This window comes from Geobacillus thermodenitrificans subsp. thermodenitrificans DSM 465, from assembly GCF_000496575.1.
Lineage (GTDB): Bacteria > Bacillota > Bacilli > Bacillales > Anoxybacillaceae > Geobacillus > Geobacillus thermodenitrificans.
Genome location: NZ_AYKT01000015.1, coordinates 42224 through 60937, shown reverse-complemented (window position 1 = coordinate 60937; position 18714 = coordinate 42224). Strand labels below are relative to the sequence as shown.

Annotated in this window: 18 protein-coding genes and 1 CRISPR repeat array; of the genes, 12 read left to right on the top strand and 6 right to left on the bottom strand. The window is 46.7% G+C overall.

Annotated elements, in window-relative coordinates:
- Positions 1 to 183: 183 nt before the first annotated feature.
- The gene (locus DSM465_RS0114130; RefSeq protein WP_029761615.1) at positions 184 to 1392 is read right to left on the bottom strand and encodes a S1C family serine protease; all 1209 of its coding nucleotides are present in this window, start codon (positions 1390 to 1392) and stop codon (positions 184 to 186) included.
- Positions 1393 to 1754: 362 nt separating this feature from the next.
- Between DSM465_RS0114130 and DSM465_RS0114120 the strand changes: the two genes are divergently transcribed.
- From DSM465_RS0114120 to DSM465_RS0114100, 5 genes are all read left to right on the top strand, one after another.
- Positions 1755 to 2417 carry a response regulator transcription factor gene (locus tag DSM465_RS0114120; RefSeq protein WP_008881421.1) on the top strand — a complete coding sequence of 221 codons (663 nt, stop codon included), beginning with the start codon at positions 1755 to 1757 and terminating at the stop codon, positions 2415 to 2417.
- Positions 2407 to 3780: a sensor histidine kinase gene (locus DSM465_RS0114115; RefSeq protein WP_029761614.1), complete on the top strand. Its 1374-nt coding sequence runs from the start codon at positions 2407 to 2409 to the stop codon at positions 3778 to 3780. Before DSM465_RS0114120 ends, DSM465_RS0114115 begins: the two co-directional genes overlap by 11 nt.
- Positions 3781 to 3949: 169 nt before the next feature.
- On the top strand, positions 3950 to 4471 hold the full coding sequence (locus DSM465_RS0114110; RefSeq protein WP_029761613.1) for a hypothetical protein: 522 nt from the start codon (positions 3950 to 3952) through the stop codon (positions 4469 to 4471).
- On the top strand, positions 4431 to 5084 hold the full coding sequence (locus DSM465_RS0114105; protein ID WP_029761612.1) for a PspA/IM30 family protein: 654 nt from the start codon (positions 4431 to 4433) through the stop codon (positions 5082 to 5084). Before DSM465_RS0114110 ends, DSM465_RS0114105 begins: the two co-directional genes overlap by 41 nt.
- A gap of 173 nt (positions 5085 to 5257) precedes the next feature.
- Positions 5258 to 6496 carry an MFS transporter gene (locus DSM465_RS0114100; protein ID WP_029761611.1) on the top strand — a complete coding sequence of 413 codons (1239 nt, stop codon included), beginning with the start codon at positions 5258 to 5260 and terminating at the stop codon, positions 6494 to 6496.
- A gap of 365 nt (positions 6497 to 6861) precedes the next feature.
- On the opposite strand, the gene DSM465_RS0114095 is transcribed toward DSM465_RS0114100, so the two are convergent.
- The 3 genes from DSM465_RS0114095 to DSM465_RS19320 all read right to left on the bottom strand — a co-directional run bounded on the left by DSM465_RS0114095 (position 6862) and on the right by DSM465_RS19320 (position 9550).
- Positions 6862 to 7305 carry an ASCH domain-containing protein gene (locus tag DSM465_RS0114095; RefSeq protein ID WP_011886707.1) on the bottom strand — a complete coding sequence of 148 codons (444 nt, stop codon included), beginning with the start codon at positions 7303 to 7305 and terminating at the stop codon, positions 6862 to 6864.
- Positions 7306 to 7453: 148 nt separating this feature from the next.
- A CRISPR array of direct repeats spans positions 7454 to 7882; the repeat unit is 30 nt; unit sequence GTTTCAATCCCTCATAGGTACGATACAAAC.
- Positions 7883 to 8063: 181 nt separating this feature from the next.
- Positions 8064 to 8810: a CRISPR-associated endoribonuclease Cas6 gene (gene cas6, locus DSM465_RS0114090; RefSeq protein ID WP_011886706.1), complete on the bottom strand. Its 747-nt coding sequence runs from the start codon at positions 8808 to 8810 to the stop codon at positions 8064 to 8066.
- A 560-nt stretch (positions 8811 to 9370) separates the two neighbouring features.
- Positions 9371 to 9550 (bottom strand): hypothetical protein, encoded by a 180-nt coding sequence (locus DSM465_RS19320; protein ID WP_148206523.1) that lies wholly within the window; start codon positions 9548 to 9550, stop codon positions 9371 to 9373.
- Between the two features lie 252 nt (positions 9551 to 9802).
- On the opposite strand from DSM465_RS19320, the gene DSM465_RS0114080 reads away from it, so the two are divergent.
- The 7 genes from DSM465_RS0114080 (at position 9803) to DSM465_RS0114050 (ending at position 16260) form a co-directional block, all read left to right on the top strand.
- Positions 9803 to 10705, top strand: a complete 903-nt coding sequence (locus DSM465_RS0114080) for a glycine betaine ABC transporter substrate-binding protein (RefSeq protein ID WP_008881427.1) — start codon at positions 9803 to 9805, stop codon at positions 10703 to 10705.
- Between the two features lie 16 nt (positions 10706 to 10721).
- Positions 10722 to 11855 (top strand): betaine/proline/choline family ABC transporter ATP-binding protein, encoded by a 1134-nt coding sequence (locus tag DSM465_RS0114075; RefSeq protein ID WP_011886704.1) that lies wholly within the window; start codon positions 10722 to 10724, stop codon positions 11853 to 11855.
- A 389-nt stretch (positions 11856 to 12244) separates the two neighbouring features.
- Complete coding sequence (locus DSM465_RS0114070) at positions 12245 to 12874, top strand: ABC transporter permease (RefSeq protein WP_011886703.1); 630 nt, start codon at positions 12245 to 12247, stop codon at positions 12872 to 12874.
- 652 nt (positions 12875 to 13526) lie between these two features.
- Positions 13527 to 14216 (top strand): lantibiotic protection ABC transporter ATP-binding protein, encoded by a 690-nt coding sequence (locus DSM465_RS0114065; RefSeq protein ID WP_011886702.1) that lies wholly within the window; start codon positions 13527 to 13529, stop codon positions 14214 to 14216.
- A gap of 18 nt (positions 14217 to 14234) precedes the next feature.
- Positions 14235 to 14981 (top strand): lantibiotic immunity ABC transporter MutE/EpiE family permease subunit, encoded by a 747-nt coding sequence (locus DSM465_RS0114060; RefSeq protein ID WP_011886701.1) that lies wholly within the window; start codon positions 14235 to 14237, stop codon positions 14979 to 14981.
- Between the two features lies 1 nt (position 14982).
- Complete coding sequence (locus DSM465_RS0114055; RefSeq protein ID WP_029761610.1) at positions 14983 to 15771, top strand: lantibiotic immunity ABC transporter MutG family permease subunit; 789 nt, start codon at positions 14983 to 14985, stop codon at positions 15769 to 15771.
- A 54-nt stretch (positions 15772 to 15825) separates the two neighbouring features.
- Positions 15826 to 16260 (top strand): NisI/SpaI family lantibiotic immunity lipoprotein, encoded by a 435-nt coding sequence (locus tag DSM465_RS0114050; protein ID WP_011886699.1) that lies wholly within the window; start codon positions 15826 to 15828, stop codon positions 16258 to 16260.
- 93 nt (positions 16261 to 16353) lie between these two features.
- On the opposite strand, the gene DSM465_RS0114045 is transcribed toward DSM465_RS0114050, so the two are convergent.
- Entirely contained in the window at positions 16354 to 17772 is a 1419-nt protein-coding gene (locus DSM465_RS0114045; RefSeq protein ID WP_011886698.1) for a HAMP domain-containing sensor histidine kinase, read from the bottom strand.
- Positions 17759 to 18457 carry a response regulator transcription factor gene (locus tag DSM465_RS0114040; RefSeq protein WP_008881436.1) on the bottom strand — a complete coding sequence of 233 codons (699 nt, stop codon included), beginning with the start codon at positions 18455 to 18457 and terminating at the stop codon, positions 17759 to 17761. Before DSM465_RS0114040 ends, DSM465_RS0114045 begins: the two co-directional genes overlap by 14 nt.
- Between the last annotated feature and the right edge of the window lie 257 nt (positions 18458 to 18714).

The following is an 18714-nucleotide window of genomic DNA, read 5'->3' as shown; positions in this document are numbered from 1 at the left end:
AGCCGTCATCCTACACATCCTAAGTGCTGTAGTGGTTCCTCCGCGCTATTCAGAGTCTTTTCGTCGATCCTGCAGTAAAGATGCGTGATCACCACCGTCAAGTCGATTGTATTCGCAGGGGGGCTTTTCAAATAAAAAACCGCCCCTTCCCAGCTGATACAGCCGAAAAGAGGCGTTATTTTCTTATGATTGATTGTTTTGTTTGGTTTTGAGCGTCACCGAAACGGTTGTCTCGAATCCATCGCGATAAATGGTCAGTTTGATGCGTTCATCTACCGATGTTTTTGTATACAAATATTTGCGCAAGGCGCTGACGCTGTCGATTTTATCCCCATTGATTGCCACGATGACATCTTTCGACTTCAACCCGGCCTCGGCCGCAGGCGAGAACGGTTCGACCGCGGTGACAGCAGCGCCTTGTGTCACGCTTGATGGAAGTTTCAGTTCGTCGTTGCGTACGTCGGCAGACAAATCAGCGACATCGACGAGTTGGACACCAAGGTACGGGCGCTTGACTGTTCCATCTTTCATGAGCTGCTCGACGATCGGTTGGGCGTTTTCGCTCGGGATGGCAAAGCCGAGTCCTTCAACACCCGTTTGGGCAATTTTCATGCTGTTGATGCCAATGACTTGCCCGGCGCTGTTAATGAGCGCACCGCCGCTGTTGCCCGGATTGATCGCCGCGTCGGTTTGGATGACATCGATTTCCCAATTACCCGCTGAGGTGGATACGGGCATCGTCCGTTTGCCGCTGACGATCCCTTCCGTCACCGTCCGCGACAAGTCAAGGCCAAGCGGATTGCCGATTGCCGCGACTGGTTCGCCGATTGGTACATTTGACGAGTCGCCGAAACTCGCTACTTTCGTTACGCCATTGGCCGGAATTTTCAAGACGGCCAAATCGGTTAACGCATCGGCGCCAACGATGTCCGCTTTCACTTTTTTTCCGTTCGCAAGTGCCACTTCGACTTCGTTCGCTCCTTCAATGACATGGTTGTTCGTCACAATGTATGCCGTATTGCCATCTTTTTTGAAAATCACGCCCGAACCTGTTCCCGCTTCTGTATTTTGCACTTGGTTAGAGAAAAAATCCGCTTGCTTCTGGATGTTGATGACCCCAACGACAGCATCAGCCACTTCGTTGATCGCCGCGATCATATTCGTGTTTGTGCTCGCAGTCGGCTGCAACGGCAATGTTTCACTTTTTTTCCCATTCGTTTGGGTCAATTGGGTTTGGGCGACGTTTCCTTGATTCAGCCATTTGGGCGCCACATACCATGTCGCCACGCTGCCGATCACCGCTCCCGCGACAGAAGCCGCCAGCCATGACACGAAACGACCGCGTCGTTTCAGTTGTGGGGGTGGTGTTGGTTCGAATGTCATCATGTCCATAGCTCTTCTCCTCCTTGATGATGAATCGTCATCGATAACCAAGCATTAGACAGATTGGCTCGCATTCTGGCGAAACAGCGAAAAGGCGGATGAAACACCATCCTATCGCCGACATCTATCGGTCGCACGCATAGCGAAGACCACCCAGTCCGACACTTAGCTGTCGGCGTCATACTAGAGCTCAATCGCATCTTCTGTTCCTCCCATTTCCTCTTCCCCCATCATCATAGTCAAGAAAAGTGAAAAAATAGTGAAAGAAACCATCTCTTCGGAGTGACTCCTCCCTTCCCTTCTGATTTTCACCTTTTTTTCACGCATCTTTGTTATGATAAAAGAAATGATGGGAAACGGGAGGAACGGCCATGAAAGTATTGCTCGCCGAAGATGATCTCCACTTAGGGGAACTAATCGTCCATTTGTTAAAGAAAAAAGGGATTGACCATATCGACTGGGTACAAGAAGGAGAAGACGCGTACGACTACGCGATGGCGGAGTTTTACGATGTCGTCGTGCTCGATTGGATGCTCCCAAACGGCGATGGAGTCGATATTTGCCGACGATTGAGGCAAAATGGTTATACGGGCGCCATTTTGATACTGACGGCAAAAGACGCAGTGCAAGACCGCGTCACCGGGCTTGAAGCTGGGGCGGATGATTATTTGGTTAAGCCGTTTGAAATTGATGAACTTGTTGCCCGCTTAAAAGCGCTCGCTCGGCGCACGTTCGTCCCGCTTCAAGAGGAAACAGTAACTTTTCACGGCTTCACCTTGAATCGAACAAGCCATACGCTGCATCGCAATAATGAGGAAATTTCCCTTACCCCGCGCGAGTTTCAGCTTCTCGATCTTCTCGTCCAAAACCAAGGCCAAGTTGTGCCGCGCGAGACGATCCTAGACCGCGTCTGGGGATGGGACGCTGATGTATCCATGAAAACGATTGACGCGACGATTAAATTGCTTCGTAAAAAGTTGAAAGACGATGTCATCCAAACGGTGCGGGGAGTGGGATATAAAATTGATAAATAACTGGAACGAGTGGCGCCAATGGCTGCGCCGTTTAGGTAACGCGGACTTGTTCCGCCGCACTCATTGGCGGCTGACCGCGCTTTATAGCGGCATTTTCACCTTATTTCTCGCTTTGTTTGTCGTTATTGCCGCCGCCTTGTTTTATTGGATCACGACATCCGAGCAAGAGCAGCGCATCACTCGCCTCGCCGAACAGGAGGCCAATACCATTGAACAGTTTTTGTTAAAACAAAGCAATTTTGACTTGTTCGATGACCAAAGTCTCGTGCTGTTCAGCGAAGATCAACTCTTTTTTTACGTCATCAGCCCAACCGGCCGTCTGCTCGCCGGGGATGAAGTCCACCGGCGCCTGCGCCCGTATTTTTTAAGCGCCTTGTCTCATCTGGACACGAACGAACAGACCCCAGTCTATCTGACCGTATCATTGCCTAAACATATGCCGGGCCTAGCCCGCGACGCTGCGCGTGATTGGCGAGTGCTCACCGCCGCCCACCCGCTCGTCATTCGGGGAGATGTCGTCGGCATGCTTTATATCGGGATGGACGTGACATCGTTTTTTGGAGTGTTTCATTGGCTGCTGATCGTGCTCATCGGTCTTGCCATTCTGTTTCTCGCCGTCGGGGTGGCGCTTAGTTTCTTTATGTCCAAGCGAGCTCTCGTGCCGATTGAAGAAGCGTACGAGCGGCAGCGCCAGTTTGTCGCCGACGCCTCGCATGAGTTGCGCACGCCGCTTAGTGTCGTCTTTTCATCCGTTGAGGCGCTCACACTGGAAGAAGATGTGATGAAAAACGAATTGGCCCACCGTCTGCTCGATCGCCTTCGTGAAGAGTTGAAGCGGATCACGAAGTTGATGAACGACCTCTTGACGCTCGCCCGCGCGGATGCAAAACATGCCGCGTTGGAGCTGGCGAAACAAACGTTTGACTTCCGCCCGCACGCTGAGCGAACATTCCAGCTCATCTCGGAGCTGGCAGCGAAAAAACAGATCACAATGAATTTTCACGCCCCGGAGCAGGCGATGGTGACAGCCGATCCGGACAAGTTGACGCAACTGCTATACATTTTGCTTGATAACGCCATCAAATACACCCCAGAAGGCGGGAATGTGACGCTGTCGATCCGCACCGAACCGAAACAATTCGTCCTTTCTGTCAAAGACACCGGCATCGGCATTCCGCCGGAAGATATGGGCCGGATTTTCGACCGCTTCTACCGTGTCGACAAAGCGCGCTCCCGCCAACAAGGTGGCCACGGTCTGGGACTATCGATCGCCAAATGGATCGTCGACGCCCATGGTGGTACGATCCACGTTCAAAGCCAACTCGGCCAAGGGACAGAATTTCTTGTCCTCCTGCCCGCTTAACCCACAGCTTTTTTTATCACAACGAAAGGTGTCCCCTATAGAACGGGACACCTTTCATTCTCTATCCACAATCAGTTTAAAAAGATTTCGCTTTTCACCTAATTTTCTCCTTCGCCTACTACAATGCAAACTGTAAGCTAGTCCACCACCGAAAAAGGAGGTGTCGATATTGAAGAAACTTCGAGCGCTCGCTCTGCTCGCCCTTATTGTGCTCGCCGGGGTCAGCCTATTTCATGTGCTCACGCCACATGAAGTGATCGTGTACAGGCGCCTAAGTGTTCTGTTTGACGGCATGCACGGCGGCTTTGGGCATCACCACCTGATCTTTCGTGTAGAGCCGCGCGCAGGCTGGTTGATTCCCGGCTTGCTCATGTGGTTCATCCCACTGCTGCTTGTCGGCGTTGGCGCGATATGGCTTGTGGCGAAGCGATCGAAGCGCTGGATTGGCTGGGCGCTTATCACCTTAGGGATCGCCGCCCTGTTGCCGAAATGGGTGTTACTCGGATTGGCGCTGGCCGCCGTATATGCCTTCGGACGCCATCAAACGCGAAAATCAGTAGCCGCGGAAACATGGAAACCAACAACCGCACCCATTTCCACCGACTGGCTCGATGAATGGGAAAAAATTGTACAAAAGGAGGGCAAAACAAATGGGTGTGTTCCGCCGGATCAAAACAATCGTTCTCGCTGAAGTGAACGAACAAATCGATCAATGGGAAGATCCGATCGCCATGACGAAACAATATTTACGCGAACTCGAACAACAACTCGAACAAGGGCGCCAAGCGCTCGCCCAACAATGGGTCACCGAACAGCGTTATGCAACGCTCATCGCGCAAGCGGAAGAAACGGTGGAAAAGCGGAATCGTCAAGCCAAGTTGGCGCTCGAACGCAACGAAGAAGCCGTCGCCAAGTTGGCATTGGGCGACAAACTGCTGTATGAGAAGAAACTAGAAACCTACAAGCAACAATATGAAACGATCAAAGCAAAAACAGCCGAAATCGTCCGCCGCCTCAATCAGCTGCGCGAACGATATGACGAGCTTGCCGCCAAACAGCTAGAGCTCACCGCACGCGTCAATGCTGCCAAAGCGTTAAAACAAATCGACACGACACTCGCTTCGTTTTCTGCCGATGAGGCGCTGCGCGGCTTCGCCCGCATGGAAGAACGCGTCATCGCGTTAGAAGCCGAAGCGTCCGCTGCTCGATTCGGAACGAACGCTGTGTTGTCCCCTGTGCCGTTTGAGGAAGAAGTGGAACGTGAATTAGCGAAATGGAAGGAAGCCCAATCGACGAACGCCTAATCTCCCCCTCCCCCCCTTTTCACATAGATGACCCCCTTGCCCCACCTGGCAAGGGGGATTGGTTTGTTCCGCTCTAGTTGATTTCCCGCCATGGATGAGCAAAATCATTTCCTCTATTTTTCCATTGTAGTAGAATGATTAGAGAAACGAAATAATTCAGGAGATGACCTCCCATGGACTGGAAGCGAAGCGTCCGCATTTTATGGCTGTGCAATTTTATGGTTTCGGCTGGAATGACCATGGTCATTCCCTTTTTATCGCTCTTCCTATGGCAAATGGGTGTCACTGAACATCATGCCTTAAGCATGTGGACAGGGCTCGTCTTTTCCGCCACCTTTTTATCGGCTGCGATTATGGCACCGATTTGGGGCATGTTTGCCGATAAATACGGCCAGCGCGCCAATTTGATTCGCGCTGGAATCGGCATGGGCCTCCTCACCGCCTGCATGGCGTTTGCCGCATCGCCGATGGTACTGCTTGTGCTCCGATTTCTTGTTGGCTTTTTCTCGGGATTCATCACCGTCTCGTTTTCCTATTTGGCCCGCATCGTTCCAAAAGACCATAGCGGCGAGGCACTCGGAACACTGCAAACCGGAAGTATCGCCGGCAACATTATCGGACCGCTCATCGGCGGCGCTTTATCCGACCTATTTGGCTTCCGTCCGGTGTTTTTGGTGACCGGGCTTTGCATCTTGCTTACGCTCTTGCCTGTAATGTTTTGGCTCGAAAAAGATCCGGTCGTGCCGCAGACGAAAAAGAACAAAGCGAGCTTCAAGGAAGTGTTCGAACATCGGCCGCTCATCATCTTGTTTATCGCTACGTTTCTTGTACAAATCGCCGTTCTTGGCGTCAATTCGATGATGACCATTTTTGTCCAATCGTTAGTCGGCAACACAAGCAATCTTGCATTTCTGTCCGGCCTCGCCTCATCCATCACCGGCATTGCGACGATCATCGGCGCGCCGTACTTAGGAAAACTCGGCGACCGGATCGGGCAGGAGAAAACATTACCGATACTGCTTGTGCTGTCCGGTTTGTTCGCCTTGCCGCAAGTATGGACAGACAATATTTACGCCCTGTACGTGTGGCGCTTCTTGCAAGGGCTGGTAGTCGGCGGCGTATGGCCAGCCATTCAGGCACTCATCAATGTGCAAAGCCCAAGCCGCATTCAAGGGCGGGTGTTCGGCGTCACCGCCAGCAGCCGTTTTCTCGGCAACTTGACCGGTCCTACCGCTGCAGGTGCCATCGCCAGTCTATTTTCCATCGCCTACATTTTTGCCTTCTCCAGCCTCTTGCTCATTGTCACCGGCGCCTTAGTCGGCTATGCCCATCGTCGTTCATCAAGCGTGTGGCGCAAAGAGATGAAAGAAAAACTCACCACTTGGACACATCGCCTTCATAGTCGGCACTAAGCGTCTTGTCGGAATCGAACGCAAAGAAGGTGTCCGTAAAGAAATGAGATGATCCCCTTATAGTAGACAGAAAAAGAAAGCCCGCGGATCTGTTTACTATGGAGGGGATTTTTCTATGAAAAAATAAAAAAACCCATGAGCAAGGTTTGCTCCTTACCTAGGCATGGAAATGAGGAACTAAGGGGCACACACTTTCACAGAAAACACATGGTGCAGAGTTTAAAAAGTTTGCAAAAAGCGAAACAACCTGAGTCCTTATGAATACAGAACCCAGGCTGTTTACATCCGCTTTTTTATTCCTGACTCCTTGACAGGGGTCACCTCATTATTCAGATGCTCTAAATCATTTCTTTAAATTAACCGCCTTATTTCGGATATACTTTTTTAAATCGTTCACATACAACTAACATATCTGGTGAAAATTCCATGTCGTATTCTTTTAATGATTCGGTAAAAAATTTTTCGTGTGCATCCCACCAAGAACGATAATCTCCTTCGCCTTCCGCTAAAGCAAATTCCTCTGTCACCTCATTCATCGGAACAATTTCAACGGATTGAATTTGAATGACTGCGACTGGCTCTCCCTGACCATCCAAAACAATATAATATTCACCAGCTTTAGGGATAGGTTCTTTTTCTAACTCATAAAACACGTAGCCTGAAGTTGTCGCTGTTTTCTTTCCTTTAACAACTAAATCAGCCAACCGATCAGGAAAAGCTCCAAACTGAAAGGCATCTTTATATTCAATCCCCTCCTGACCAGTTGCCTTACAAAAATCATTCCAGAATTGTTGTATTCTATTATTCATACATCATCATCCTTTAACATAAAATTCTTTCTTTCATTCCACTCTCCACGAAAGTTTCATTTGATGTTTTCGCAAAATAAAAAACCACAACAAGAGTGTTTTATAAATTGATGATGACATGATATGCTCCATCTCCAAAATCGATAAAGTTTCCATTCCTCATAGGTACGATACAAACGGGGTTTAGGAGAAAAAATGCGCGGACTCGGTGAGGGGTTTCCATTCCTCATAGGTACGATACAAACCCCCGGCGTTCGGGTCATATGTGTACTCGTCGTAAGTTTCAATCCCTCATAGGTACGATACAAACTCTGCTAACCGCTTCGTTCTTCCAGTTAATAAATTTTGTTTCAATCCCTCATAGGTACGATACAAACGACAATGAAGAGAAAAAAGCATGGTTTGTTTGGTAGTTTCAATCCCTCATAGGTACGATACAAACCCTAGCTCCATCAAGTGGTTTCGCAATTCCTCGAAATCCAGTTTCAATCCCTCATAGGTACGATACAAACTTTTGTTCTGTTCAACGAATATGCAAGATAGCTGAGTTTCAATCCCTCATAGGTACGATACAAACCCAAAAAGTACTGTTATATCAAGCTTTTTCATCCCATGTTACCTTCAGAATAACACGGTCAAAAAATTCTGTCAATCACACTCACCCGTGATAGCTGTAGGAGCCAAGTGACAAAAACAAATGTCGTCGACCCCCTGGGGTTTTTGCACGATTGGAGGTCGACGACAATAGAGGAATCGAATTATTTACCCGTTAGGCAGAACATGCCGAACCCTTGGGAATTTCGGCTGCCCAGGCCAACGTGGTATAAAAACGTCAACTGCTCGGGAGAAGAGGAGAGACGGTAATGCCCCAACCACCCTGTAATATACATATCTTTGAATAGTGTCACAACGCGATGGCGTTGGTGGACATGAACGGGTTGAATTGACAATCTCTCCACCGGCGGGACACCATAGTACGCTTGATATTTATGGCGAAAATTCAGCTCAATGAGATGGGGAAATACCTCATCATCCGGCCCGAAAAAATGAGTTTTCTTTCTTCTATCGATCGTCTCATATGTGCTGTATACAGTTAGCGGAGAAAGCATAGCCACCTCGATTGTGCTTTGACGGATCTCAACCTTGTCCATTTTCACACTTTTGACTTCAACCGGCTGATCGTAAAGCCAAATCTCCCGCCGCAGCAACAACTGCTGCCCGAGTTGCTCGGTCAACTCTGGAAGGATCGTATCGATATGCCATTGGAATTCGTCCAAAAACCGTATCGTTTTCTTCACCCGGTCCACTTCATGTCGTCCAAAAAGGCGGCTAAACGTAAACAGTTTGAAAGACCGCTTCTCATGGCGGAATCCAATCTCATGTAAAAACGTCGCGAGTTGTTTACTTTCTAGTGATCGATACAATAGCCCTTGCAACAAATGCTGATAATGAAGCGGCAGCGACACAGGACCCTGCCGCCCATTCATGGTAATGGTCAGTCTCATGAGAATACCCTGCTTTCTATAATTCCTTCTTTCTTTATTTATAAGCAGAGGCGTTTCGATCCCTCATAGGTACGATAAAAACCGCAGGCGAAATAAAAATTCAGTTCATCGACAGAGTTTCAATCCCTCATAGGTACGATACAAACCCAAAAAGTGCTGTTATATCAAGTTTTTTCATCCCTTGTTGCCTTCAGAATAACACAGTAAAAAAATTCCGTCAATAACGCTCGCCTGCGATAGCTGTAGGAACCCAGTGACAAACACAAATGTCGTCGACCCCCTGGGGTTTTTGCACGATTGGAGGTCGACGACAAACGAATCTTGCTTCTTAGTGTCCTCACATGGATCTTCTACTTTTTCAGTTTTCCCACCACTGCCACCGACAATCGGGTCAGTTCACTAATCGCCTTCACGTTATATCTCTTGCGTCAGCATTCGCTTCGCAATATGTATCTTTTCTTTCACGATTCCCCACTGTTCGTACGAGGCCATCCATTCTATTCATTATTTCGCTCACCTCATTTCGCAATTGGAGCTCCTCTTCTTCACACAATCGCAAACTATGTCTCGAAACATCCGAACAACAGCCGCCCGAGGGCCACCTCTTGGCCGCCTGCTGTTTGGCGCTGCTTCATCTTCTTGGCCATGGGCTGCAAGCTTTCGGCGATGACGAAGGCGAGCTTGGCGAGCCCGCTCGGGAGACCGGTAAACTGACGGGGCGGCGGTAACATTGGGGTCAACCAGAATATCTTGAGTTCGGAGTATTCGAGAGGATCTGAGAGCATTCCCGAGCATTTATAAGCATCAAGGAGGAGAGAACACTGATCACTACAAGAGCAAGCGACAGACGGACAGATCGGCCGATACCAAATTTGCCAGCTACCCCCATATTACGTTACCCTTTTATTATGACGCTTTTCACCCCTCCGCGTCATTTTGCCGCTTTTTTTATTCTCTTCTCCCCTATGATACTAGCAGAAAAAGGAGGAATTATGTTGCGAAAATGGTTCATGTCTTTGCTCGCTGTCGGGCTTGTTTTAGGATTGGCCGCCTGCAGCGGAAAAAGTGATGCGAAAGGGAAAATCGTGATTACCGGAAAGAAGTTTACCGAACAGATGATTTTGACGCATGTACTAGCTGAATATGTGAAAGCCAACACCGATTTGGATGTCGAGGTGAAGGAAAGTTTAGGCGGTGCCTTTATGTTGCAGCAAGCCATTGAAAACGGGGACATCGACATGTATGTTGAATATACAGGGACAGGGTATTTAAACATTTTAAAACAGCCGTACGATCCAACGAAAACGCCCGAACAAATCTACAATGAAACGAAGAAATTATATAAGGAAAAATACAACATCGCTTGGCTCAAATCACTCGGATTTAACAATACGTATGCATTAGCGATGCGGAGAGACCTTGCTGAAAAGCTCGGAGTTAAAACGTACTCCGATTTAGTGAACCATTCATCTTCCCTCACATTTGGGTCAGACGCCGAGTTTTTTGAGCGAAGCGACGGCTATGATGGGCTTGTCGATACGTACGGATTCCACTTCAAGAAAACGGTCAACATCGATCCAGACTTGCAATACGAAGCAGCGAAAAATGGAAAGATTGATGTCATCACGGCCTACACGACGGATGCCCGTATTAAGAAATATGACCTCGTTGTGCTCAAAGACGATAAACAGTACTTCCCGCCATACTACGCCGTACCGATCATCCGCCAAGAAGTGTTGGATGCCAACCCGGGATTGGAAGAAAAACTCAATCAACTAGCGAATATTTTAACTGACGAAAAAATGATGGAACTCAACGGCGAAGTGAACTTAGAAGGGAAACAGCCGCGCAAGGTGGCGATTGACTTCTTGAAATCGGAAGGACTGATCGACTAGAAAGTGAGGAATGTGGATGATTCGGTTTGAAAACGTAACAAAACAGTATGAAGATGGGTTCGTTGCCTTAAAAAATATCAATCTTGAAATCCGTAAAGGAGAGCTGGTTGCCCTCATCGGGCCGAGCGGCTGCGGGAAAACGACAACGATGCGGATGATCAACCGCTTAATCGAGCCGACATCGGGAAAAGTGTATATCGATGGACAAGACATTTCTGAGCTTGATCCGGTCGAACTGCGGCGTAACATCGGCTATGTCATCCAGCAAATCGGCTTGTTTCCACATATGACGATCGCGGAAAACATCGCGCTCGTGCCGAAGCTGAAAAAATGGGAAAAACACGCCTATGAAAAGCGGGTCGATGAGTTGCTTGAGCTCGTCGGCTTAGATCCAGCGACGTTCAAGCATCGCTATCCGTCGGAGCTCAGCGGCGGCCAACAGCAACGCGTCGGTGTCGTCCGCGCCTTGGCTGCTGAACCGGACATCATTTTGATGGACGAGCCATTTAGCGCTCTCGACCCGATCAGCCGTGAACAGCTGCAAGATGACATCATCCGTTTGCAAGAGGAGATTCACAAAACGATTGTCTTTGTCACCCATGATATGGACGAAGCGATTAAAATTGCCGATCGGATTGCGCTGATGAAAGACGGTGAAATCGTCCAGTTTGCGACGCCAGACCAAATGCTTCGGCGACCAGCGAACTCGTTTGTCCGCGAATTTATTGGTGAAGACCGGCTGCAAATGCGAACTCGCCAAACAGCCGTGCCAACAGCGGAAGATTTAATGTCCGATGACGTCGCAACGATTTCGCCACGGCGTGGCTTAGCTGAAGCGTTCCGGCTAATGAAAGCGAGAAAAGTAGACAGTTTGGTTGTCGTCGATAAAAAGCGCTCGTTTCTCGGCATCGTGACACTCAAACAAATCGAACAACGATACAATGAGGAACATTTGCTTGTTGCGGATATCGCTGATTACGATGTGACGACATTACAAAAAGAAGCGGGTGTCACCGACGTCGCTGCTTTGTTCCAAGACTCGGATGTGCGCATCATTCCGGTGCTCGACGGCGACCGTCTTGTCGGCGGTATTACGCGCTCAAGCATGATGCGCGCGCTTGCTGAGTGGACATTTCAACAACATGCATAAAAAAATGAATGAGATATAGGTGGAGAGGAATGTCCCGTTTCTGTCCATCTTGTTGGCAAACCGCTTGAAACGATGGCTCGATTAAAATAAGGGTTGAACTGCTGATAAGTGGTTTATGGACAAGGGGATGCGACTGCTTGTTTGAAAAGTAGCCGCTGAAATCACTCATCCGGTTGGCGGCCGGTTTCAGCCGAGAACGAAGTGGCGGCTGACCCGCCGCCTTTCTGCCGAATGGCATACCATGATGAAGTCGCGGCTCATTTCCCGTCGCTTTTCCCCAAAGGGGGAAAACTAGTCCATCTGCCAACGATTGTTTCACCAAGGAAGGAATAACACGATGACCAAGCGGCTATCCATCTGCCGCTGTTTTTCCACCAAGGAGGGGTACAATGGAATTATTGCAAACGTTTATCGAACGACAAGAAGAGATTTGGATCGCTTTTCAAGAGCACGTACTGTTATCTGCTATTGCCATGGGCATCGCCATTGCGGTTGCCGTGCCGCTCGGTGTGGTGTTGACGCGGTATCGCAAACTCGCTGAGCCGATTATCGGCATTGCCGCCATCATCCAAACGATTCCAAGCTTAGCATTGCTTGGGTTTATGTTGCCGATTTTCGGCATTGGCAAACTGCCGGCGATCATCGCCTTGACGCTTTATGCCCTATTGCCGATTTTGCGTAACACGTACACGGGCATTCTCGGCGTTGACCCGGCGCTCGTTGATGCCGGACGAGGGATGGGGATGACATCGCGACAAATTTTATGGATGGTCGAGCTTCCTCTCTCTCTTCCGGTCATTATGGCCGGCGTGCGCACAGCAACGGTGTTGACGATCGGTGTCGCCGCCTTAGCGACGTTTATCGGCGCTGGCGGGCTTGGTGACTTGATCGACCGCGGTTTGCGTATCGCCGATAAAAACTTGATTTTAGCCGGCGCCATCCCAGCTGCCATTTTGGCGATTGTGTTTGACTGGTTGCTGCGCAAAGTGGAAAAGAAAGTGACGCCAAAAGGGCTGTAGCTGTAATCAGCCCTTTGACGCCACCCCAACAAGAATTCGAACACCACTCTCCCCTGCTTACTCGCCCCGAAGCGGGCGAGAATATTTATATAGATATAACCCCTGACGTTCGTACTAATCAAAATGAATGCTTGTCAATGATTATTTGAGTAAGGATACAAAACGGAGGAAGTTCGATCCAGTTTTTGCTGCCATAAATAAGATTTGAAAATCATTGTGGGGTGGGTGATTCCCCCCCCACAAATGATATGTTTTGTTCATTAGTCAACCACCTCACCATGAAAATGGACACTACCCCTTATGATGATTCATCCGCCTCCCACTCCCTATGTATGAACCACAACAGCCCCGTTGACCATTTTGTTTCCTCACCACATGTGACATCAACTTAATCGCTCAAATCCATCGATACTTCCAATCATTTTCATTCACTGGTCAGTGAAGAGCGCTGATCACGGCAACAGCAAACGATAAACCAAGGTACGAAGCCCAATCTATAAAAAACATCATCCATGTGCTCATTTTCTTATAAAAACATTACATTGAGCCATTAATATGAAACACAGCACGGATATCGCCATCGCTCCTTTCACTAATGCCAGCTAAAAACAACATCACCACCCAATTTTCTATATATAGGAGGAGAATGAACATGGGAGAGTATATGTTAGAGACCCATCATGTAAGCAAAGCGTTTGGGAAACAACTCGTCGTAGATGATGTATCCATTAAAGTCAAGAAACAGACGGTTTATGGATTGCTCGGACCAAATGGAGCCGGAAAGTCAACCCTTTTAAAAATGCTGACAGGGCTTTTGCGTCCTACGAAAGGGGAAATCATGATCAACGGCCATCCTTGGAGCAGAAAAGACTTAAAAGATATCGGTGTGCTGATCGAATCCCCTGCTCTTTACGGCAATCTAACGGCTCATGAAAACTTGCTTGTTCACGCTAAATTGCTTCATTTGCCTGAGTCGCGGATCCAAGAAGTTTTGAACATCGTCGGCTTAGAAAATACAGGGAAAAAGAAAGCATCTCAATTTTCCCTCGGAATGAAACAGCGATTAGGAATTGCCAAAGCGCTTTTAAACCATCCAAAGCTGATCATTCTCGACGAACCAACAAACGGCTTGGACCCATTAGGCATACAGGACTTGCGAAAACTCATTCAATCGTTTACCGAAAACGGGATCACCGTCATTCTATCGAGCCATATTTTGTCCGAAGTTAAGCAATTAGCCGATTATATTGGCATTATCCAAAACGGAAAACTCAGGTACGAAGGGAAAATAGACGAAAGTCAAGATCTCGAAAAACTCTTTGTCGATGTAGTGAACGAGTAATGAAGGAGGATGGAAATCATGCTCAATATGTTCGAGTCAGAACGTTTAAAATATAAGCGGACGTTTGCGAAAAAACTTGTATTCATCGCTCCGCTTTTCTTTGTCCTGTACGCCATCATCACCATGCCAACTGTAAATTCCACACACAATTATTTCGAATATGCCGTATTTAATTGGTGGCCATTGATTTTTGTTCCGATTGGAACAGCCTTGATCGCTTCCTTGTCAACGGTAAGGGAGAAAAAGTCAGGAAACGATAAAGTATTGCGTTGTCACGACATTAGCATCGTGCGTCTATGGTGGAGCAAAATCACCGTCATCGCCTATTACATGTTGCTCTCAACAATAGAGCTGATCATCTTGCTTGTTTTATTGAAATGGCTTTTTCCCAACAGCCTCTCATCAGCTACGGTCGCCGTATTCGCCAGCTTGGTCATTTGGTTGACCTCTTTAGCCTATATCCCGATCGGATTATTTGTGGCCGAGCGGTTCGGGATGGTAGTCTCGATCATTGTCAGTGTCATCGGCCTCGCCTTAGGGGTAGTCATGGCCGCACAACCGTATTGGCTGTTCATCCCATGGAGCTGGGGAATGAGGATGATGTGCCCGATCGTCGGGGTTCATCCGAACGGTGTTCCTTTGGAAAAAGGGAGTCCGCTATTGGATCCTTCTGTCATTCCAATAGGCCTGGCGATTGCCCTTGTCATGTTTCTATTGTTATCTTTTTTAACCGCCGTTTGGTTTGCGCGAAAGGAAGTGTATTAACATGTGGTTTCTTCGCCTTCTGTCATCCGAATGGATAAAAACAAAACGCACAGCGATTCGGATGATGGTCATCATCACGCCAATCATTTATTCGCTCTTTATGGTATGGTATTTTTCGCACTACCGTACCTCTACGTTTTGGCAGATGAAAATCTATCAAGGATTTTTTGAAGTAATGGCCGTTTCCTTACCGATCATTATCTCCCTACTGACTGGGCTGATGTCCTATCAAGAAGAAAAAGCAGGAAGTTTCATGAACATCTTGACCGGTCCTGTATCCAAAGTTCAATGGTATGTTGGCAAACTCACGCTGCTCATCTTTATTGCATGCGCGGACATCTTGCTAGCGACGATTCTCATGCTCGTTGGAATGAAATACGTACTCAAAGTGGCGCACATTCATTATCAGTTATTTTTGCAAGGAGCCATGCTCTCCATCGTGGGCTCACTCATCCTTTTTTCCTTGCATCTGTTCATCAGCTTTGCCTTTGGAATGGGAGCCTCGATCGCAGTAGGAAGCGGCGGATTTCTCATTTCCGCCCTGATTGGCGCAACTTCCTTAGGCGATCACGTATGGAGCTATATTCCTTGGGCTTGGGCTGTTCGTCTCTCACAATTTCCGATTCTTATGATGCCCGAAGTAAAGCAAGCCTTGGGGGCGCAGTTGTTAAATTCCTTTTCGCTATCATTATGGGAAGGAATAGCCTACGCCCTTCTAAGCTTCATCATCGTCACCATCATCGGTTCGATCTGGTTTCATCGTTGGGAAGGAAATCAACCACATGAATGAAAGTTCACTGCTCCCTCTCAATGGGATGGTAAAAAAGGAGGTTTCAGAGTAACGATGAAAAACTCCATCTTACTCCTCATGTTGATTGGAATCCTCTTTATAGGAGGTTGTTCACTTGTCAGTGACTTAAAAAAGACAGCCACACAAAATATGGAGATCGATCGGAAATTACCAAAATACGAGTTGAACAAAGAAAATTTGCAAGAAATTCACTATCAAGGCCGAACGTACATGATTCAAGCAGCAAAAGTCGATCGGAATCAATTGAACAAACCGATCGGGAAAGTAGCGGAGACGATTACCATCAATGAGCATCATCAAATCTTGAGTAAAAAAGAGCTGCGAAAGATCGAAGTCATTCCCGATCAAACGGATGAAAAACGAACTCACTTGAACTTTGGTTGGGTATACAGCATCAAAGGCGTAAACCCAGATGAAGAAGTGGCTGTTACGGTGAACCACCAATTTTTGATTGCTAAAAGAAAATAAAGGCTTAGAGACTGTCAGCTAGGGAAAGAGAAATTCCTCCCTAGCTGCATTCTCCACTCTCTATAACGGCGGAAAGCCCATAAGATTGGATGATTAATCAGATAGCTCCTTAATATAAAATTCAACCGTCGCTCCGCCTTTTTCATTGTTGTAGGCCCAAATTTCACCGCCATGATGATTCACAATTCGTTTGGCAATATACAGTCCTAATCCAACATGATTTTTATACTGCTTATCCTGGTAAAAAGGCTGGAACAACAAAGACGTATCGTTTTCTTTAAACCCCGTTCCTGTATCTGAACAGCGAAAATAGATTTTACACTCATTCCCCTCTTTTTCATCATAGACTTCCAACTTAATTTCTCCGCTTTTTGTAAACCTCAGGCTGTTGTATAAAATATTGTCCAACACTCTCATTAACATCGCTTCATCAAGTATGTAACGTGATTTTTGCAAATTCACATCAAAGCAAATGTTTATCGATTTTTGATGGTAAACCATTGTTGAGATCTCTAGTTTTTTCTCCTCAAGGATTTGCCTTACATCCACTTCTTTTCCATTCAATGAGAAGTGGTCATTCTCCACTTTATAGAGCAACGACAAATTATCTGTCAACATGGTCATCTTCCCACAGTTTTTGCGAATAATCTCTAAATGGGGAGTGACATCAAAGTGGTCCAACTTTCTCAAATCTTGAATCAAATCAATTTGTCCTTGGATGACCGTTAACGGGGTTCTGATATCATGTGCGATCGATGATACCATCATTTTTCGTTCGTCATCGGTCTTTGCTAAACGTTCCACCATTTCTTTCAGTGCACTGATCATGGTATTAAAGGAATCCTGGATCTTGATAAACTCTTTTCTTTTCAACCCCGAGACTTGAAAATCAAAATTCCCGCTTGCAATGTGATCAGAAGCCTGGAGCAACAGTTTGACATTATGAAACAATGATTTGTACAGCCTAGATGTAAAGAAAATCAAATAGACAATAAAAAAGATCAACGGAGAAATAAACATCACAGCATAAATCAACACGGCTTCGAAGCGATTTTGATTGTTAATGATGAACCCAAAAGGCGCTTTCAACACATATACCGCCTGAATGGCGTTATCATGCTTCAAGGGAATGAACCGATACACATAGCTTCCTTTTACAATCTCACGGTTGATCGATTGACTAATATCCACTTGATCGTCTATAATTTCTCGATCACCATACAGATGCTTACCGCTGATGTCTACAACTTCTCCCTGTATCTTTTCACTGTAACGATGGATGGGAATTAATCTCCCCTTGAAAATCGCCTCTTCGTTTTCTTTCACCTTTTTTTCAATCAAATCCAAATCCTTCACGAAATAATTTGTCGGTTTCACCACATCGTTCGTGGCTAATGTAATAATCAAATAGATTAAGCATAAATAAGTAACGGCCGAAGAGATTGCCGTTGCCAACACGACTTTCACAACTAACAAATAAAAATCTCGTTTAATCGTTTTATTCTTTTTCATCGGTCACATCCCATTTATAACCGAGCCCATATAATGTTTGAATATAAGAGGTTTCTGGATCGACGGCCTTGATTTTCTTTCGAATATTTTTAATGCTTTCTGTAACAGTGTCTAACTGGCTGTCGGAGTCAATCCCCCATACTCGTTCAAAGATTCTTTCTTTGGAGAAAACGACCTTTTTATTGAGCATCAACAACTTAACAATCTCATATTCTTTTTTTGTTAACGGTAATTTCTTTCCTTTACAAAAGACTTCGTTAGCCAAAAGATCAATCGTAATATTTTTAGAACTCAAAAGATATCTCTCGTTTGAACGAATCCGTTCTTCCCTTCTTAAATGAGAATCAATTCTCGCCTTTAACTCCTTTAAGCTGAACGGTTTGGTGATGTAATCATCCCCACCGATCGCCAGAGCTTGAACCTTATCTTCCTCCAGCGTTTTAGCACTAACAAATACAATAGGGTAATCAACCCGATCACGAATGATTGTACACAGCTCCATTCCGTCAATTCCTTCCATCATGATATCCAACACAATCAAATCAAAATCGTCGTTTATCATCTTCAACGCTTCTACGCCGCTGTGGACCGTTTCTACCTGATAATGATGAAGCTCCAAATATTGTTTAATGGTGCAGCAAATATCTTCATCATCATCAACGACCAAAATTTTCTTGTTATTCATCTTTTGATCCCCCATACAGTTGAATCGCATTTTAACCTATTCCATCCCCATATCATGGGGTAATCTCATAACACCGTTGCGTTGTTCATAGGTGCAATGTGAAGCTTTACTCTTTGTTGCTTTTTACTAAAAAATGCGCACGTCTTGAGTGACGCCCGGGTGAAAGACACCTCTTGTCTATGAACCTTTTCCAACATATTTGATCGATGACCGGTCGATCGAACAACCCCCTTTTTAGGGAGTTGTTCGACCGATCG

What these genes read in the sequence shown, in the direction of transcription:
- DSM465_RS0114130 (WP_029761615.1), bottom strand. Translation starts at nt 1,392, where the DNA reads ATGGACATGATGACATTCGAACCAACACCACCCCCACAACTGAAACGA.
- DSM465_RS0114120 (WP_008881421.1), top strand. Translation starts at nt 1,755, where the DNA reads ATGAAAGTATTGCTCGCCGAAGATGATCTCCACTTAGGGGAACTAATC.
- DSM465_RS0114105 (WP_029761612.1), top strand. Translation starts at nt 4,431, where the DNA reads ATGGGTGTGTTCCGCCGGATCAAAACAATCGTTCTCGCTGAAGTGAAC.
- DSM465_RS0114100 (WP_029761611.1), top strand. Translation starts at nt 5,258, where the DNA reads ATGGACTGGAAGCGAAGCGTCCGCATTTTATGGCTGTGCAATTTTATG.
- DSM465_RS0114095 (WP_011886707.1), bottom strand. Translation starts at nt 7,305, where the DNA reads ATGAATAATAGAATACAACAATTCTGGAATGATTTTTGTAAGGCAACT.
- cas6 (WP_011886706.1), bottom strand. Translation starts at nt 8,810, where the DNA reads ATGAGACTGACCATTACCATGAATGGGCGGCAGGGTCCTGTGTCGCTG.
- DSM465_RS0114080 (WP_008881427.1), top strand. Translation starts at nt 9,803, where the DNA reads ATGTTGCGAAAATGGTTCATGTCTTTGCTCGCTGTCGGGCTTGTTTTA.
- DSM465_RS0114075 (WP_011886704.1), top strand. Translation starts at nt 10,722, where the DNA reads ATGATTCGGTTTGAAAACGTAACAAAACAGTATGAAGATGGGTTCGTT.
- DSM465_RS0114070 (WP_011886703.1), top strand. Translation starts at nt 12,245, where the DNA reads ATGGAATTATTGCAAACGTTTATCGAACGACAAGAAGAGATTTGGATC.
- DSM465_RS0114065 (WP_011886702.1), top strand. Translation starts at nt 13,527, where the DNA reads ATGGGAGAGTATATGTTAGAGACCCATCATGTAAGCAAAGCGTTTGGG.
- DSM465_RS0114060 (WP_011886701.1), top strand. Translation starts at nt 14,235, where the DNA reads ATGCTCAATATGTTCGAGTCAGAACGTTTAAAATATAAGCGGACGTTT.
- DSM465_RS0114055 (WP_029761610.1), top strand. Translation starts at nt 14,983, where the DNA reads ATGTGGTTTCTTCGCCTTCTGTCATCCGAATGGATAAAAACAAAACGC.
- DSM465_RS0114050 (WP_011886699.1), top strand. Translation starts at nt 15,826, where the DNA reads ATGAAAAACTCCATCTTACTCCTCATGTTGATTGGAATCCTCTTTATA.
- DSM465_RS0114045 (WP_011886698.1), bottom strand. Translation starts at nt 17,772, where the DNA reads ATGAAAAAGAATAAAACGATTAAACGAGATTTTTATTTGTTAGTTGTG.
- DSM465_RS0114040 (WP_008881436.1), bottom strand. Translation starts at nt 18,457, where the DNA reads ATGAATAACAAGAAAATTTTGGTCGTTGATGATGATGAAGATATTTGC.